Genomic DNA, 17,165 nt, shown 5'->3' with positions numbered 1-17,165 from the left:
GTCTGGCGCCTGGATCTTTACGCCATCCTTTACTACCCAGAGTATCGCCGGCTCGAATTCGGACTGGACGTCGCCACTACTCTGGGCAAGAACGTAGAGATCCATGGTGAATTTATGATGCATCGGCGCTCGCCGGTTTTCAGTCACCGCGCTTTTACCGTGCCGGACGGAAGCGAAATATTCCCCGAATGGCCATTGTTCCAACCCGAGGACCGCTTTTACCCTGAAGTCCTGCTGGGGGCCAATATCACGGTCAAGGGGGTGAACCTGATTGCCGAGTATTACCACGCCGACTGGGGGATTTCCCGCCAGGACTACCGCCGCCTGGGCGGTCATTTCGCTGCCAGTCTGGCCCTGCTGCCCGAGCCGCTGGCGGCCATGAACCTCAACGCCGACCTGGAGTTTCTGCAAAGCGGCTCGCGCGGTGTGATGCGTGATTACTTTTTCGCCCGTTTGTGGAAAGCGTTGAAAAACGTCAACCTTTTTGCCCTGGCTTTTGTCAATCTGGCCGATGGCAGTTTTTTGGCCCTGGCCGAAGCTTCGTTGCCGCTGGCCGACGGCGTTTCTATCTATCTCCGCCCGATCTATTTTTCCGGAAAAAAGGGCAGCGAATACGGCGACTCCTTTTATGCCTCCATGCTGCAGCTGGGGCTGCAAGTGTCATGGTAAGAGTGCTGCTAACCCCCTTCCCATGAGAGTTTTTTTTCGCTACAATACTGAGCAGGCCTAAGATGAGAAATCCAGCAAATAATTTCTGGCTTGAGCTGCTTCACTATTTTTTGCTCTTTCAGGGCATGGCCCTGTCAATGGCGCTGATTATTTACATTTATGGTGGCACCGGCCATTTTTTCCTCACGCTGGCCATCTCGCTGATTTTCAGCAATCTGAACGGTATAAGCTGCATATTTTTTTTCCATTTGTTCCGCATTGACTGGCTGAAGACCCGCAACTGGGACATCCGGTTCATCATCAAATCGATCGCCGTCCTGTTCCTCTCTATCCTGTTGGCCACCGAGATCGGGATGCGGATTGTCATTTCGATCCTGCACCGAGAGTTGATTCCCTTTGTCAGCCTCTGGCACCTCTATATGATGCTGATGAACTTCACCGTCTCGGCGATCGTGGTATTTCTCGTTGCTTTCTACCAGCGGTTGAAATACCGGTTGGAACGGCGCGAACGGGAATATGAAGAGCTGCGCCACCTGCAGTTGCGCACCCAGCTGGCCGTACTGAAGGCCAAGCTGAATCCCCACTTCCTGTTCAATAGCCTCAACGCCATCCTCGACCTGGTCTACAAGGAGCCGCAGCAGGTGGAAACCATGGTCCATAACCTGGCGCATATCTATCGGCGCGTACTACACGACGTAGAGCGCGAGTGGGGCACCGTGGGCGATGAGATCGATCTGTTGGAGTCCTATTTGAACGTGGAGCAGATCCGCCTTGGCAAGCGGCTGCATTACATTGTCAACTCCCCGCCCGAATTGCGCGAATGGCCCTTGCCGCCGCTGCTGTTGCAGCCTCTGGTGGAAAATGCTGTAATTCATGGTATCGCTCCCAAAGTCGGCGGTGGCACGATCGTGGTGACGGTGGAACGCTGCGACGAGCGGCTCAGCATTAGTATCAAAGACGACGGCATGGGTTTTTCGGGCCCGGGGTCCGGCTCGGGATTCGGCCTGGCCAGCATTGAGGAGCGACTGAGAATCATCTACCCAGGCAAGCACAGCTTTTCCATTCGCACCGCCAACGGCGGCGGGACCTTGGTGGAATTGAAGCTGCCATGATTCTGCGCACTGTGATTGTCGAGGATGAACCCCATGCCCGGGCGCGCTTGAAAGACCTCCTGGCCAATTTTCCCGAAGTGCTGGTGGCGGGCGAAGCCGGGGATGGAGCCCAGGCCGTGGAAATCATCGGCCGGCTGCGGCCGGAACTGGTTCTGCTCGATATTGAAATGCCGGGCTTTTCCGGCCTGGAGGTGTTGCAGCGCCTGCATCATCGGCCGCTGGTGATTTTCATCACCGCTTATGACCAGTACGCCGTGCAGGCTTTTGAGGCCAACGCCCTCGATTACCTGCTCAAGCCGTTTACCGTTGAACGGCTGGAGCAAGCCCTTGAACGGGTGCGGCAGCGCGGCCGCTTCATGGACGAGAACCTGCTTGCGGAGCTGCAGCGCCGGCTGCTGCCCAAGCAATATCTTCATCACTTCGCGGTCAAGCACGACGAAGAGATCTTACTGGTGCCGGAGGACGAAGTATTTTTTTTCCTGGCTGAGGATAAATACGTTTTTCTGTATACGGCCAACCGGCGTTTTTTCTATGACGCCACGTTGAAAGGGCTGGAAAACCACCTTGACCCCGAACGCTTTATGCGCATCCACAAGAGCACCATCGTGGCCATCGGCCAGGTGCGTAAATTGAAACGCAGCCTGATCGGCGATTTCCAGATTGTCCTCGGCGATGACAAGGCGACTACCCTGCGCGTCGGCCGCTCTTTCCTGGCCGGGGTCAAATCCCGCCTGGGGTTTTAAAGGAGGAGGTCATGTCCATATCGATCCTATTTCGCATGGTCTCGGCGGCATGGGTGGCATCCGAAATCGTTCTGGCCCTTCTCCTGCGTTCGACCGGGACGGACAAGGCAAAGGATAAATCGTCGCTCCGGTTTCTGTGGGTTACGATCTGCCTCAGCATCGCGATCGGCATCGCCGTTGCCTTACGGGGGCCGGGTTTTGTGCGCGCCGCCTTCCCGGCATCGGCATACGCGGGATTGGGTTTGGTCATGTCTGGGTTGGTCCTGCGCTGGAGCGCCATTCTCACCTTGCGGCGCTATTTCACTGTGGACGTGGCGATTCGTGAGAATCATGAGATTGTTGACCGGGGAGTATACCGTTTCCTTCGCCATCCAGCCTACAGCGGCAGCCTGCTTTCTTTCTTTGGCCTGGCGGTCTTTTTCGCCAACTGGCTGGCATTCATCATCATATTTCCGCCCATTCTTCTGGCGTTTCTCGCCAGGATCAGAATTGAAGAAGCCGTGCTGCTTGCCCAATTCGGGGGAAAATATTCAGACTACAGCGCGCGGGCAAAAAAGCTGATCCCGTTGGTCTGGTAGTTTATTTGTCCGCGAGCAGGAACGCCGTCAGGTAGATCAGGCGGCTGACTTTGGCCATGGTCTCGCCGTTGAATTTTTCCAGGCTGTCGGCCGGCGTGTGGTAGTCGTTGCCCATCCCGCTCATGAATCCGACCCAGGGTTTGCCGGCCATGGCGAACGAGGCGTGGTCGCTGCCGCCCATCATGCGGTCCAGGGTCTTGGGCGCTTCGCGGTAGAGAATGTCGAAGCCGACATAGCGGTTGGCTTCGCTCATGGCATTTCTCAGGTCCGCCGCCCCGAAGGCGTAGGAGAGGGGCAGGAAGTTCTCCGGCTTGACCTTTTTCAGCAGCGCCTCGCCTTCATTCATGTTCATCATGCGCATCATCTGGCGCAGCCCGGCTTCGCTCCATGGCAGGGCGATCATATCGAGGTTAAGGTAGGCTACGGTGTTGTCCAGGGAAACCAGCGGGTGCTCCACGTAATAGCGTGAACCGAACAATCCCTCCTCCTCTCCGGTCCAGAGGCAGAAGACCACGCTGCGCTTGGGCTTTTCCGGGTTGAGGGCCAGGGCGCGGGCGATGGCCAGGACGCCGCAGGCGCCCGAGCCGTTGTCCTCGGCGCCGTTGTAGATGTACTCGCCGCGGCGGCCCAGATGGTCGAGGTGGCCGCCGATGACCACGGCCTGGTTTTTCAACTGCGGGTCGCTGCCCTCGATGAAGGCGACGACGTTGGCGCTCTTGATCAATTGGAAGCGCACGACGTTGCTGATCTGCAGGCTGCCGCCGGGCAGTACGATGGAATGCGGCTTGTACTTGGCAACGATCTTTTTTTGCAGGCTGTCGACCGTTTCATTGGCGGTGGCCAGGATGGCATTGGCCATGTCGCGCGAGACGCGGATGACGGTGCGGCCTTCCCAGGGCAGCGCCTTGCTGCCGGGGAGCAGCAGCCGCTTGCGGTTGTCGGGCAGGATGGGCTTGTCGTCGTGGACCTGTCTCTCGGCCAGGATGTCGCGAAAGACATCGCCGCCCTCGGCTAGGGAATTCTTCACGATCAGGACGGCCAGGGCGCCGCGCTTGATGATCTCGGCGGCCTTGGTAAAATCGGGGCCACCCCGGCGGCTGGGCATGGCCGGGAAATATTTTTCCTTGAGCTCCTTTTTCTGGAAAGGTGAGGCGCTGTCCTCCTTGCCCGGAGCCTCCGATAGGATCATGACGATCTTGTCCCTGACGTCGATAGCGGCCAGGTCGTCGTAGGCGATGCTCTTTTCGCTGATGCCGTAGCCGGCGAAGACCAGCGGGGCATTGATCTCCAGCGGCAGGTTGGAGCTGAAGATGAAGTCCACCCCGGGCGTGAACGCCTGGTTGCGTTGGGCCTGGTTGGGCCGGACGGTTTGCAGGCTGACGCCGGCGGTCGATTCGAGCGCTTCCTTGAGCTCGAACTCCTGCAGGAATCCCCGCGCCGATTTGGCGGAGGCTGCCGGCCCAACGCTTTGGGCGGCGCCCATCTGGTGGCCGGAACCGGGAGCGGCTTTGACCATGTCGCCGCCGGGTTCAAGGCCCCAGATGGAAAAGAGCGACTGCGCATATTCGGCCGCTGTATCATAGCCGCGGCTGCCGATCTCCCGCCCCTCCAGGTTGTCCGAGGAGATGAACGCCAGCATGGCCATCATCCCCTTGGCGCTGATGCTGTCGAAGCCGACCTGCGCCTTGGCCGGGACCGGTTCTATCTTTTCAACGGTTTGCAGGTTCTTGAGCAAATCGGGCTTGGCTTCCTTCTGTTCCTGGGCGCCGTGAAGCTGCACCAGAAGCAGTCCGACCATTAAAGCGAGAATGAGTTTTTTCATCGATCCTCCTGAAGGCGATTTTACGAAATCGCTCCCGAAATAGTTATCTGCAATCCCCGCAAAAGGGATTTAGAACTCCACCCCGAACTTTTTTTTCAAGGCCAGGGCGATGATCATGGTCAGGACGAGGTAATAGACCAGCCAATGGGTGCGCAGGACGAGAAAGGAGATGCTGCGGGCCGGGTATTGCAGGGAAATGTATTCCAATGCCGGCGCCGGCGCCAGCAGTTTTTCAACCGGATAGATGAAATGTCCCCAGCCGGAGGCGGACATTCTTTTGTTGGACAGCGCCGGCTGGCCCGCGCCGGTCAGCAGGTTTTTCCGGACCGTGTTCCCGTTCACCGTAATGGCAATATCGCCGGAGCCGTTTTGACCCACCCTCAGCTTCCAGTCGATCTCACGCAAGGCGGGGATGTGGACCGGGTTCATCGTCGTTTGGTAGTGATCGCTGGGCTCGACAACGGCTTCCACCGCGTCGATGGGGCCGCTGAAACGGGCTTTTACCGTGAAACTCTCGCCGGCCCGGAAGGGGCGCATGCCGTAGCGGATGTCCATCTGCACGAACAGCAGGAACATCAAAGGGAGCACCAGCAGCAGCGGCAGCAGGTTCAGCGCGAAGTACTTGCCGGTGTAATACAGGCTCTTGAAAAACGAGGCGAGGATGGTCCGCCAGAAGTCGCGGTACAGGCGGATGGCCAGGATGTGGGCCTTGATCAAATTCTTGGTCTCTCTGACCTTGGCCGGGTTGGACACAAGCTTATAGACGGCCAGGACGAACAGCGAGGTCAGCAGGCTGAGAAAGAGGATGCCCCAGAAAGGGGGGAGCTTGGCGAACGGGGCCAGCAGCAGGTCGAAAGCCCTGGTCAGGAAATAGTTGACCTTTTGCGCCATTCAGGAAATGTAGCCCAGGCCGCTCAGCTTGCTGGCCAGCTCTTCCTTGTTGTCGCCGCTCTTGATCTTTTCGTATTCCTTGTTGATCAGGTCCTCCACCAGCTCGTCGAGAGAGGAGTAGCCGTGAAAGGCGATGATGGCCTCGGCTTTTTGATCGGCTTCCTTGCTCAGTTTGACTTTGCTTGCCATGGTTTTCTCCTATATGATGGCTTTCCCGGTCATCTGGGCCGGGGTGGCGATGCCGAAATACTTCAGAATGGTGGGGGCCACGTCGATCATGTCGGGCACGGGCTTCTGGATCTTGAAGCTGGAGATGAACGAGGCCGGGACTTTCCTGGGATCGACGCAATGGTCTCCCGACCACCAGTTCATGTTGTCGCTGACCACCTCGCGGCTGAGCGAGCCCAGCGCCGATTGGTCGCTGATGCGGTAGCCGCGGTCAAAACCCAGGATGATGTCGGGGGCGCGCTGGATGAAGTCTTTGGAAAATGTGTCCTCGGCGATGTAGGCGCAGCTGACGACCGACTCGTTGTTCTTGGGGTCGCGCAGCGCCTCCAGCTTGCCCTTGATCTCTTCCAGCAACCGGCGCCGCTCGTTGGCGTCGACCCGGCCCTGGTTCTCCCTTCCTTTGAGGTTCAGGTAAAGCCCGTTCAAGCCCAGGGCGTAGGCCTTGGAATCGGCCCAGACGGCGGTGTCGAAAATGGAAGCCTCGTTCAGCTCGCCGGTGTTCAGCCGCAGGTAGCCTTCCTTGGCCAGCCAGGCGTTGATGTTGACGCTGCGGCGGAAGGGGCCGAAGCCGTGGTCGGACATGACCAGGACCGGGATGCCGCGGCCGATGACTTGCAGCGCCCTGCCCAGAACGCGGTCGAACTTGCGGTACATCTCGTCGGTGATGTAGCCGAATTTCCGGCTTTCCTCCGGATGGTAGTAGGGGTGTTCCTTGTCGTTCAGGGCCCAGAACATGTGCTGCCCCTGGTCGAGTGAGGAGAAATAGAAGAACAGCAGCCCCTGCCTGCGCTCGCAGAAGCGCTGCAGTTCGTAGTCGAAGAGGCGGCAGCTTTCCTGGAAAACCGACAGCGACTGGGCGATGTAGTTTTCCATGGAGAAGGTGCCGGTGCTCAGGGCCTTGGTGTCGGCCGGCAGGCCGATGGTGTGGAATAGCCCGGTTTTGTCGGCCAGTTCGCGGCTGTAGCCGGCCGGGGTGCTGATGGGCACGGCGGGGTCGCGCGGGTTGATGTGGATGGGCGAGATGTAGAGGCGGAATTTTTCCCCTATCTCCAGCAGGTAGAATTTAACCATGCCGCCGATGCTGGCAATGGAGTCGATCAGGGGGAACTTGAGCTCCACCCAGTCGGAATACTCCTTCTCGGCGATGAGGATCTCCCGGCCCTGGATGTCGATGCGCGCCGTCCGGTGCGCGTTGTCCACATAGACCTTGAAGGGAAGAGTCACCCTGGCGCTCTCCCTGAGCAGGTCGTTGTTCGGCCCCTCGATCTGCCCCTCCATGACCCCGTTCTCATCGATGTAGGCGTAATAGATGTTGCTGGCCGGGATGATTTTCTGCGATTCGTTCTCGTCGGAGGTGTAGAGCGAGTAGATGCCGTAGGTGCCCTGGATGTCGGGCGTGCCCATGCCCGACAGCGTGCGTTGGCTGCTGGCTGAGGGGGGGTAGTTGGTCGGTACCTTGACGATGGTGGCCTCGATGCCGCGCTCCTCCAGGTAATCCCAGAAAGCCCGCCCTTCGCGCCGCAGGACGACCTTGCCGGGCTTGAGCGGGATGCGGTACTTGCCGAGGCTGACCAGCATGTGCGAGGGCAGGGTCTCGCTCTGGGAAAATACCGGCGTGTAGTTCTCGGGGTTGCGGTGCAGGAAGTCGAAGATGCCGAAAACGCCGGGATCGGCGCCGCTGATGAAGCTGCCCCAGGCTACCGGGCTCTGCGGCGGGCAGGTGGTGCGCATCATGGTGAATACGCCCTGCTCGGCCAGGCGCTGCATGTTGGGCAGCTGCCCCTGGCCCATCAGGCGGCTGACGATGCCCGGGTCCATGCCGTCGAAACCGAGCACCAGCATTTTCTTGGCCAGGGGGCTCTCGTGAGCGAAGTTCATGAACGGCGCCACGGCCAGCGTGGCGGCGCTGCTCCTGATGAAGTCCCTGCGTTTCATTATTTTCCTTGGTTTTTAAGGACAATCATACCCCAGCCGGCCGCAAAATTCAACCGCAACGGGAGCGACCATCGAGTTTTACAAAACACATGACTTGTTCACCCCTCCGCGTTTGACCTTTCCGCGGCTCAGTGAAACTTGAACGACAACTCGCCCCGGCAAACCGGGGCTCAAACAGTGTCGTTCACGACCGAGGCGGCCAGCGTTTCCCCTCGCCGGGGAAGGTGCCCAAACGCTCCGTAGGTTCACATGTCATGTGTTTTGAAAAAGTGAAAAAATTCCACATTGTAACAAAAATGCAGATTGCTTTATTTGGTTTTATTTGAATATGATTTCCCATGCGCGACATTTTCACCCCGGTTTTCCTCGCTGTCCTGGCCGCCCTTTTTTGGGTCGACGCCGCGGCGGTCAACCCTTTTATTTTTAAACCGCTGGCGCTGGTCGCTTTTGTCGCGTACCTAGTCCTGTTTTATTTTAAAAAATACAAAACGGCTTATGTTACCGTGGTCCTGGCCCTGGCCCTGCTGTTTTGCAACGCTTTTTTAAAACAGAAGGATGTTTTTGACGACGACCGGGATGTCCGCTTTCCACCGGGCGAATACATCACCATCCGCGGCACCCTGCTGGCCTACCCGGAAATCGGCAACGAATCGTCGCAGCTGCTGCTGCGGGCGCGCTCCTTCCAATGGCCGGGCCATCGGCTCGAGCGGACGATGAACGTCGTTATCCAGTGCCGGGGCGATTGCCGGGGCTTCAACCGCGGCGATAAAATCGAGGCGGCGGCGCGGCTTCAGCCCCAGCGCCTGAACACGAATTTTTTTCCCAACCCCTTCGAGAAGTACCTGCTGGTCAACAAGCTCGCCGTGAGCGGCTACTGCAAGTCAACGCAGCTGCTGCGACTGACCGCCCAAACGAACCTCTTTTGGCGGATGATCGGCGCCTGGCGCGAGAGCGTCCGCCGGGCGGTCGAACGGCGTTTTCAGCGCCAGGGGCTCCTGCTGCCGGCGGGAGTTTTTCTCGAGGCCACCGTGCTCGGCGACCGCGGCCGGCTTGAGGCATCCACCCAGGAGGAGCTGATAGGCAGCGGCGTCTTCCATCTGCTGGCCATCTCCGGGGCCAACATCGGCATGCTGGCCCTGGTCTCCCTGCTCCTCTGCCGCTGGCTCCGCGTCCCGACCAAGCCCCGCTACCTCGCCACCTCGCTGCTGCTGGTCCTTTTCCTGGCGCTGTCGGGGTTCGATATCTCGGCCCAGCGGGCGGTGCTGATGGGCTTGCTGTTGTTCTTCGCTCGGGCTTATTTCCTGGACGTCCAACTGTCCAACGTCGTCTCTTTTTGCGGTTTGCTGCTGCTGGCGTTCAACCCGGCCCAGTTCCTCGATCCCGGCTATGTTCTGACCTTCGCCCTGACCGCGGCCCTATTGTCCGGGCGGCGGATCTTTCTCCCGTTGCTGAAAAAGCTGCCGCGCTACGCGGCCGAGCTGCTGACCGCGAATGCGTCGGCCACGCTGCTGGCACTCCCTCTTTCCCTTTACTTTTTTCAGCGCTTTGCCCTGGCCTCGATTTTCAGCGGTCTCCTGCTGGTGCCACTGGCCGGGGCGATTACCGTCTGCGCCGCCCTGCTGCTGTTCTTGGCCCCTCTTGGAGTTGCCGCGCCGGCCATGGCGCTGGCTGCGGTTTTGCTGGACATTTTTTTCTCTATCAGCCGCTGGTTCTACGGTCATCTGGCCTGGAACATCTTCCGCCCCTCGCCGCCGCTTTGGCTGCTGGCAGCGATCGGGATCCTTTTCTATCTTGTCTCGCTCGCCAGGCTGAAAATTTTCTGGCGCAGCGTTGCCGCCGTCGTGCTGGCCGGCATGCTCCTTGTCATCGCCCTGCCGGTGCGGCCCTATCGCCCGGGGCGGCTGGAGGTCTTTTTCCTCGATGTCGGCCACGGCGACTCCGAAGTAATCGTTTTCCCAGGCGCCGGCGACGCCCTGCTCATCGATGGCGGCGGCTCCAGCTATTCCGACTTCCAGGTCGGCCGGCGCATCGTCCTCCCTTTCCTTGTCCAGAAAAGGATCCGCGTCCGCTGGGCGGCCGTGAGCCACTGCCACCCAGACCACGCCCGCGGCATGGCCGAGATTATCGCCATCCTCGCTCCCGAGGAGTTGTGGCTGTCGGCTTCGCTCGCTAAAGACGAGTATTACCGGCAATTGCTGGCGAGTAAACCAGACAAAACAGCAGTCAAAAAAATTCAGCGCGGCTTCGTTAAAAATATCGCTGGCTGCTCGATCGCTTGTTTGTCTCCTCCCCATTTCATTGAGGCGGATGCGGCCGAGAACAACCACTCCATGGTCTTACGCGTCACAGATAGCCGTGCTGCGTTCCTCTTCTGCGGCGATATCGAAAAGGATGTTGAAGCCGAACTAGCCACGACTTTCGGGTCAGGGCTCGCTGCTGCGGTCCAAAAAATCCCCCACCACGGTTCCAGAACTTCTTCCAGCGCCCCCTTCCTTGACCTGATCCGACCGCAGCTGGCTGTGATCTCCGTTCCGGCCTACAGTTCCTACGGTTTTCCCCACCCCGAGGTCATCGAACGCCTCAAACAACGAGACATCCGCTGGCTGAGCACCGCCCGCGCCGGCGGCATCATGATTGCTCCCATGACTGCAGGTTTGGAAATTGTGGTTTCGAAGTAATTGGCACTATTCAAACAAATGGGCGTTGCGCTTCGGCTCTATTCGACCGCCACCCGCTTCAGCCCTCGGCTCTCAACGCCTTTGATTTGACGGCATAAGATGCGGCGGCCTTGGCGTGGCCGCCGGCATGGGCCGTCGCGGCCGCGTGCCCGGCCGAACGGGCGGCGGCGACGGCCGCGGGCACCGTGGCCTGGCGCGCCGCGGCATGGGCGGCCACGGCGCATCGGCGCGCCTCGATCATTTTCATCCCGCCGCGAGCCCAGGCCCGGGCCGCCGCGATGGCTTTTTGCGGGCGGTCGTCTTCCGGGCAATACTCCTCGAAATTGGCGAGAACTTTCTCGGCGCGATCGGCCGCCCAGAGGGCCAGCGATTTTTTCTCCTCGTTGCTGACCCTTTTCATCTTGGAGATCATGTCGACTCGACCGCTTTCTCCGATCGTTTGCCGCTCAAAAACGGCCGGAAAACTGGACGCTGGAAAACAGGTGGTCGCAACTCCCTTTCATGTAGCCGCGGTCGTGGAACGCCTGGCCCCAGACGCGGTTGTTGGCCTTGAGGATATCGATCTTTTTCCCCGCAAAGGCGCAATGAAAATAAATGGCGTTTTGCTTTTCGTCGTAGCCGTGGCTGAGGGTAACGAGGTAGGGCTCGTCGTTGCGGCACATGGCGACGGTCACATACTGTGTTTTTGCCAGTATCGCCTTCAGCTCGGCCTGGTCTTTAATCTCTTGTTCTTTCCTGCGCAGCTGGTGATAGGTTTCCATTTTGGATTTCTCCTTCATTTGTCCGCGAGCGTTGAAAGAATATTGTAGCTGCAATGCAATGGGGAATCAATCGGGGGGCATTCCGGCCCGAATGTCTGCAATCGATACCTGCTACCGGAGCTAAACCAGGTTTTCGTCAGCAACCGTCAGTGCCGCATATTTAAAAAATCCCAGTTTTACAACTCAGGAAAATCGGTAAAATGATCGTTTTTTAACCTGATAAATCAAACCAGGCAAACGTTTAGCACAGAATTTTGTGCAAAACTCAGCTGTGATAAGTGGAGAGCATCGTGTTTAATGCTTCTTCTTGCATTGCACAAAAACCATACGCGTAATCAGCCGATAAAATTAGGTAATCCCGGTTGAATTGATTGGATATGCGTTGTAAATCATATCACTTTTATCGATATTGGACCTGGAAGCGCACCTTGGGTTGACAATCGGAAAACAAGATCATATAAATATATCCGTATAATATGGAGGGTTGTCGATTATGATCAAAAAACAAAAAAAATGGATCGCATTGTTCGAGGCTTTGGCATTCATATGGTTGCTGCAGCTTTCCGCCATGCCGGTGACCGCGGCGAGCGCCGAACAAGGGCCGAACTTTGTCGAAACCGCAGGCCATAAGAATGCCCCGGTGGCAAAAAAAAGCATCCTGCCCTACGTGCTCATCGGCGCGGGCGCGGTCGCCGTGGCCGTTGTCCTGATCCTGGTGGTCTTCAAGACCAACTACGATATCACCGGAGGCTGGGATTTCGTATTCCACAATGGGTCGGACACCGAAAACTTCACCATCGTTTTTACAGGAACCAAGGCCAGCGGAAATTTTCAGTCCATGGATGTTCAAGCCCATTTCGGCCCCTATACCGTCGACGGCAAGAATGTCACCATGACGTTCACGCTCTATCCAGAAATACAGTGCAGCGGTCAATTCACCGGCAAGAATACGATGGCCGGCACCTTGGTCGACGAAGGCGATACATGGAACTGGACGGCAGAGCGCAGCATGGCGAGCCCCCTGGCAAAACCGATCCCAACGGCGCAAGCGAAACTGTTTCCCAGATAACGGAGAGGAAATCCCGGGGACGGTAATTTAAAATGAATCATCCAGACCTTACTTTATACTCAACTCAGCGGGGATTTTGGGGACGGTGCTTGTAAATTTGTAATTGGCAATTAATGAATAAAAAAAGATTTCGTCGCTATTTTTTTTGTGACAAATTGGATCAACCTTCTGTCAAGGTTAACTGTTGAACTGTTTCAAAAATGAAAAAATGATAACTTATATAAAAAAGCAGGCTCTGTCCCTGCTGAGATTGGCGGAAAATTGCTATTGAAGCAATTTGCTTTTATAATGCATTCGACTTTTGGAGAGATGCGGTCAACGTCATCTATTTGCAGAGTTTGATTGGGGGGAGGAAGATCATGAAACTACTGTGCATCGTCTTTGGGCTTATGGGGGCCATCTGTTTGCTGTCCACACAGGAGGATACGAGCAAAAGCCTTCCCATCATCGACATGCACATGCATGCGTATCCGGCAGAGTATATGGGCGAAGTGAGCGTGCCTAATCCGGTGACGGGAAAACCGTCCGCGGCGACGAGTGACGAGGAACTCATGCTGGCGACGCTGAAGGAAATGCGCCGGTACAATATCGTCAAAGCCGTGGCCAGCGGGCCACTGGAGATTGTATTGCGCTGGAAGTCCGCAGAGCCAAAACGCATAATCGCTGGGGTGTATTTCGATGAAGTGACTTCGCTTCCCGATTTGGAACGATTGCGGCAGCATTTTATGGCCGGGCAACTGGGAGTGCTGGGAGAACTCGTAGCCCAACATGTTGGACTCAGTCTGGCCGATCCCCTATTCGAACCATACCTAAATCTTGCCGAAGAACTGGATATCCCCGTCGGAATTCATACGGGCTTGGGGCCAGAGGGAACGCCCTATACCTGTTGTCCCAAATTCCGTGTAACCTACGGCAATCCCGTTCTTCTTGAAGAAGTGCTGATCAGACATCCAAAGCTACGACTCTATATCATGCACGGGGGTTGGCCGTACTTAGAAGAAACAAAGGCAATTATGGCTATCTATCCGCAAGTGTATGCTGATCTGGCAACTATTAATTGGATCATCCCACGGGAAGAATTCCATGAGTATCTCAGGGGCTTGATCCGTGCGGGACTGGGAAAACGAATCATGTTCGGATCCGACCAGATGGTGTGGCCGGAAGCGATCGGCATGGCCATCGAGGGAATTGAATCTGCTCAGTTCCTCTCCAAGGAACAAAAGCGGGACATTTTTTACAACAATGCCGTACGCTTCCTAAGGTTGAAGGAGAAGGGGGAGGAAAAATAGGGACGGTCTTCTATAGAGAGGCATGAAGACCTTTCATCATGAAAAATGTACAATAGGGAAATCCGTGTTATTTTTTGCATAGAATTTGATTTCAAACTTTTTATTATTGTTTTATAGGCATTTTGCATCAGGGGAATTTGAATTTTTAAGAGTAATGAATTATGTGACACAAAAAAAATAAAATTGAAATATCTATTTTATTGTTCATAACTGTATTCAGGAGAGGGAGATATTTCGTTGAGGAGACAGAGGAAGAAAAAACACCTGTCACCGCGAGGAGGATAAAATGCCGAACCCAGTAATTGCCACAGAAACGCCTACGCTAACCAAGGTGCTTCTGCAGAACGCCACGATTCCCGCTCACAGTGAAAAACGACTGATGCCTGGTCTGGATGTCAAGAAGTACGACCGTCTTCACATCCATGTCGGTCGCGATGCAATGTCCGTCGGGGGACTGTCCGTCAGGGTGCTCTTCATTACGCCAATCACCGGGCTTCATTGCGGGGGAATTTTGGCAGACAGCACTGTTTGGTTTGAAGAGACCGTAAATGAAAGAGAATTCATCTGGACGGGCGCCCAGGGCCGGACAGGATTTATCGTGAGCGTGCCTGTAGTAGCACCGGTTCTGTTTGATGTGATCCTGACGAACACGACCGATCAGCCGTTAACAACCGTTTATGTCACGCTTATGGCTCAGGAAATCTGATTCGACTACCAAGAACTAGATCTTTTTTCGGAGAACCATTGGAGGCATGTCTCGTTTTTATCCATTGAAGATTTGAAGTGCAATAAAAGCACCTTGTCGTCGCGAGCGCGGCCGGGCCGGGCTCAATCTAGGCCAGCTGCTTCAAATCGATGGGCTTCTTTTCAGGGCTCTCTTCCGCCGGCAGGCGCCGGTTCCAAGCCAGAAGAGCGCAGCAGGCTCCTCCGAACTGCAGGCAGTGTTCCAGAAAACGACGGCAGCTCTGTTTCGCTTCCATGAATGCCTCCTTCGCCTGACGGGGAATGCTTTTCAGCCAATCCCAGATTTCTAATACGTATATTCGCGCCAAACATTTTCGCGGGCGGCCATGGCGACCATTTGCCCAGCCGGTCCTGCATCCGGAAATTGCCGGGTTTGCTGAATCAAACCCCTAATTACCTTTTCTTACTTTTTCCTTTTAACTTTTTACTTTTACCTTATCCCTTCCATCCGCAGCTTAGAGTTTCTTCAAGAATGCCCGGACCGCCTTGATCTGCTCGAGCTTGTTCGTGGGCCTCTGCACCTGGATGGTCAGGTTGCCCTGGCGGACGGTGAGGGTGCGGGTGATGTCGGTCCAGGCGGATTCCTCCCCCAGCGGCAAAATCTCGCTCCAGGCGCCGTGGGGCAGCCTGCCCTTGAACGCCGCGGTCCCGGCCTCGAGCTCCAGGCTCTCGCGGTAGCGCTCCATGTCGATGGCGGCATCCGCGGCGCTCTTGGCCAGGGCGATGCTCAAGCGCAGCGCTTTCCTGGCGGAGCTGAACGTGCACATCCAGAGCCCGTCATGCATTTTTTCCGTCCTGGCCGTAATGGCCGAGGCGGGCACATTCATGACTTCGGCGGCGTCCGCATCCGTGAACCCGGCGCAGTTGTTCATGTCGGGCTTATAGATCTTGCCGGCCGGATAAAGAGCCAGCGCCGTTATCCAAACCATAATCCCAATGCTCATGGTTAGTTCTCTATTTCTCATTTCCTGCCTCCCGCGTTCCCCTCGCCAAGCTCTTTCTTCATTGTTACTGAACGATCAGCATTTCCACGCGGCGGTTCAGGGCCCTGCCTTTTTCGCTGTTGTTGTCGGCTGCCGGCTGGCTTTTACCGAAGCCGACTGCCTCGAAACGGACGCCGGCGGGAACCCCGGCCTTTTTCAGGGCTTCCATGACCGAGCGGGCGCGGTTTTCCGACAACGCCTGATTGGCTTCATCGCTGCCCACATTGTCGGTATGGCCTTCCACCCGGACCAGGCAGCCCGGATAGGTGGCGATAATTTGCACCAGGTCTTTAATGGTTTGCGCGGCGGCCGGTTTGAGGTCGTATTTGTTCGTATCAAACAGGACCTGGGCGTCCAACTGGATGCGGATGCCTTCCTTGGTGGCCTTGGCGTTCACGTTTTTAAAGGCGCCGGAAACGCCTGCGGAAAAATCGGCCAGGGAAAATATCTTTTCGCTTTCCGCGCCCGGTACGGTGATGAAAAGCTGCAGGCCGACCTCGGTGGCCGGTCCCTGGAAATACCAGACCTTTATGGCGTGCCGGCCCTGGCTTAATTCCTGCTCCGCCTCGCCGGACTGCATCGGATGACCGCCGTCGTTATTGATGATCTCCTTGCCGTCGACCCATAGCCGGCTGCCGTCATCGGATTCGATGCGCCATTTATACACGCCGGCTTTGCTGATCTCGAATACGCCGGTATAGATCAGGCCGAACCACTCGAAACGATCCGTCACGCCCGGAAAGCCTTCCGAAAAATCGCGGACCGGGATGTCCAGTTTCTCCGCGTAGATGACCCCCTGCGGCTTTTGCGTTTCTATATCGGCAGGCATTTCGTACGTTTCTGCGGGCAGAAAATAGATCGACCCTTTTAAATTGAGCAAGCCCGGGTCTTTTTTGCCAAAGTTGGCGTCATCAGCCGGCAGAGCCGATGAAAGCGGAAACAGCAGGCAAACTATGATCAATAGATTTTTCATCATGCGATCTCCTTTTCGGTAATTTCCATTTTTATTATAGCAGATATTCGCCGGCATCGCGCGCCGGAAACAGGGATGTTGGCGCTGGCTGTCTGGAAAAGCATTGAAAAGCATTGGAGTCAGGTCTTTCATTATTACAGTTGATGTTAAAAGCATGAGGGGCAGGTCTTGAATTGACACTAGCCTGCCAGCCTTGATTTTTTCAATATGCAGAAGAGGCTTGATCCGTCTACTTCGGTCAAAGTGAGTGCGGCGGGCAAGTCGGAAGCCTGGGATCAGGAATTCACATGATTTTTGCGAATTGTGCGGTTTCCCGATAACCGCCAACTGAAAATCGCCGTATCATTCACGAAGCAAGACGATTTTGGCAGCGGATTATTAAACGCTATAAATAAGGAGTGCGAAATGAAACGGAATGACTTTTTCAAGACGTGCGGCGCCGGCATTTGCGGCTGCGGCGTGCTGGGCTTGCTGGCTCCGCTGGCGGCCAGGGCCGCAGACGCGGACACGACCGTGCCGGCGGCGGCAGTCCCTGTTGATCCTGAGCTGCTGAAACAGCAGCTTGAAGGCGCCCGCGAACGCTTTGCCAAGTTGCTGGCCATTATGGAGGAGAACCTCGACGACGCCACCCGCGTCAAGATCCTGCAGGGCCTGGGCAGCCAATGCTCCCAGGATTATGGTCCCTTTTTC

At 56.5% G+C, this 17,165-nt stretch carries 18 protein-coding genes; 9 read left to right on the top strand and 9 right to left on the bottom strand.

The features are described from left to right. The 4 genes from NTW95_00295 to NTW95_00280 form a co-directional block, all read left to right on the top strand. A partial coding sequence (locus NTW95_00295; protein MCX6555866.1) for a hypothetical protein occupies positions 1-669 on the top strand: 669 nt, incomplete at its 5' end. A gap of 62 nt (positions 670-731) precedes the next feature. Then, positions 732-1,781 carry a histidine kinase gene (locus NTW95_00290; GenBank protein ID MCX6555865.1) on the top strand — a complete coding sequence of 350 codons (1,050 nt, stop codon included), beginning with the start codon at positions 732-734 and terminating at the stop codon, positions 1,779-1,781. Next, positions 1,778-2,524, top strand: a complete 747-nt coding sequence (locus NTW95_00285; protein MCX6555864.1) for a LytTR family DNA-binding domain-containing protein — start codon at positions 1,778-1,780, stop codon at positions 2,522-2,524. The genes NTW95_00290 and NTW95_00285 overlap by 4 nt, the downstream gene beginning before the upstream one ends. Positions 2,525-2,535: 11 nt before the next feature. Continuing rightward, positions 2,536-3,102: an isoprenylcysteine carboxylmethyltransferase family protein gene (locus NTW95_00280; GenBank protein MCX6555863.1), complete on the top strand. Its 567-nt coding sequence runs from the start codon at positions 2,536-2,538 to the stop codon at positions 3,100-3,102. Position 3,103: 1 nt separating this feature from the next. Here the strand turns inward: NTW95_00280 and NTW95_00275 are convergent, their stop codons facing one another. The 4 genes from NTW95_00275 to NTW95_00260 all read right to left on the bottom strand — a co-directional run bounded on the left by NTW95_00275 (position 3,104) and on the right by NTW95_00260 (position 7,978). Further along, positions 3,104-4,924: a M20/M25/M40 family metallo-hydrolase gene (locus NTW95_00275; GenBank protein ID MCX6555862.1), complete on the bottom strand. Its 1,821-nt coding sequence runs from the start codon at positions 4,922-4,924 to the stop codon at positions 3,104-3,106. A 69-nt stretch (positions 4,925-4,993) separates the two neighbouring features. Next, the gene (locus tag NTW95_00270; GenBank protein ID MCX6555861.1) at positions 4,994-5,815 is read right to left on the bottom strand and encodes a hypothetical protein; all 822 of its coding nucleotides are present in this window, start codon (positions 5,813-5,815) and stop codon (positions 4,994-4,996) included. Then, positions 5,816-6,004 carry a hypothetical protein gene (locus tag NTW95_00265; GenBank protein ID MCX6555860.1) on the bottom strand — a complete coding sequence of 63 codons (189 nt, stop codon included), beginning with the start codon at positions 6,002-6,004 and terminating at the stop codon, positions 5,816-5,818. 9 nt (positions 6,005-6,013) lie between these two features. Next, positions 6,014-7,978, bottom strand: coding sequence for an alkaline phosphatase family protein (locus tag NTW95_00260; protein MCX6555859.1), 1,965 nt, complete (start codon positions 7,976-7,978; stop codon positions 6,014-6,016). 338 nt (positions 7,979-8,316) lie between these two features. On the opposite strand from NTW95_00260, the gene NTW95_00255 reads away from it, so the two are divergent. Further along, positions 8,317-10,656: a DNA internalization-related competence protein ComEC/Rec2 gene (locus NTW95_00255; GenBank protein MCX6555858.1), complete on the top strand. Its 2,340-nt coding sequence runs from the start codon at positions 8,317-8,319 to the stop codon at positions 10,654-10,656. A 58-nt stretch (positions 10,657-10,714) separates the two neighbouring features. Here the strand turns inward: NTW95_00255 and NTW95_00250 are convergent, their stop codons facing one another. Together NTW95_00250 and NTW95_00245 are read right to left on the bottom strand one after the other, a co-directional pair. Beyond that, positions 10,715-11,068: a hypothetical protein gene (locus tag NTW95_00250; protein ID MCX6555857.1), complete on the bottom strand. Its 354-nt coding sequence runs from the start codon at positions 11,066-11,068 to the stop codon at positions 10,715-10,717. 34 nt (positions 11,069-11,102) lie between these two features. Further along, a complete protein-coding gene (locus NTW95_00245) occupies positions 11,103-11,417 on the bottom strand; it encodes a pyridoxamine 5'-phosphate oxidase family protein (GenBank protein ID MCX6555856.1) in 315 nt (104 codons plus the stop codon). Positions 11,418-11,910: 493 nt separating this feature from the next. Between NTW95_00245 and NTW95_00240 the strand changes: the two genes are divergently transcribed. From NTW95_00240 to NTW95_00230, 3 genes are all read left to right on the top strand, one after another. Continuing rightward, a complete protein-coding gene (locus NTW95_00240) occupies positions 11,911-12,486 on the top strand; it encodes a hypothetical protein (protein ID MCX6555855.1) in 576 nt (191 codons plus the stop codon). A 359-nt stretch (positions 12,487-12,845) separates the two neighbouring features. Continuing rightward, entirely contained in the window at positions 12,846-13,775 is a 930-nt protein-coding gene (locus NTW95_00235) for an amidohydrolase family protein (GenBank protein ID MCX6555854.1), read from the top strand. A 286-nt stretch (positions 13,776-14,061) separates the two neighbouring features. Further along, positions 14,062-14,481 carry a hypothetical protein gene (locus NTW95_00230; GenBank protein ID MCX6555853.1) on the top strand — a complete coding sequence of 140 codons (420 nt, stop codon included), beginning with the start codon at positions 14,062-14,064 and terminating at the stop codon, positions 14,479-14,481. Between the two features lie 127 nt (positions 14,482-14,608). On the opposite strand, the gene NTW95_00225 is transcribed toward NTW95_00230, so the two are convergent. The 3 genes from NTW95_00225 to NTW95_00215 form a co-directional block, all read right to left on the bottom strand. Further along, entirely contained in the window at positions 14,609-14,755 is a 147-nt protein-coding gene (locus NTW95_00225; protein MCX6555852.1) for a hypothetical protein, read from the bottom strand. 219 nt (positions 14,756-14,974) lie between these two features. Then, positions 14,975-15,484, bottom strand: coding sequence for a hypothetical protein (locus tag NTW95_00220; GenBank protein ID MCX6555851.1), 510 nt, complete (start codon positions 15,482-15,484; stop codon positions 14,975-14,977). Positions 15,485-15,527: 43 nt separating this feature from the next. Further along, a complete protein-coding gene (locus tag NTW95_00215) occupies positions 15,528-16,478 on the bottom strand; it encodes an OmpA family protein (protein MCX6555850.1) in 951 nt (316 codons plus the stop codon). Between the two features lie 402 nt (positions 16,479-16,880). On the opposite strand from NTW95_00215, the gene NTW95_00210 reads away from it, so the two are divergent. After that, positions 16,881-17,165: hypothetical protein (locus NTW95_00210; GenBank protein ID MCX6555849.1), on the top strand; the 285-nt coding region annotated here is incomplete at its 3' end.

The sequence above is a fragment of the Candidatus Aminicenantes bacterium genome (genome assembly GCA_026393795.1).
Lineage (GTDB): Bacteria > Acidobacteriota > Aminicenantia > UBA2199 > UBA2199 > UBA2199.
This window is presented reverse-complemented; position numbering and strand designations above follow the sequence as displayed.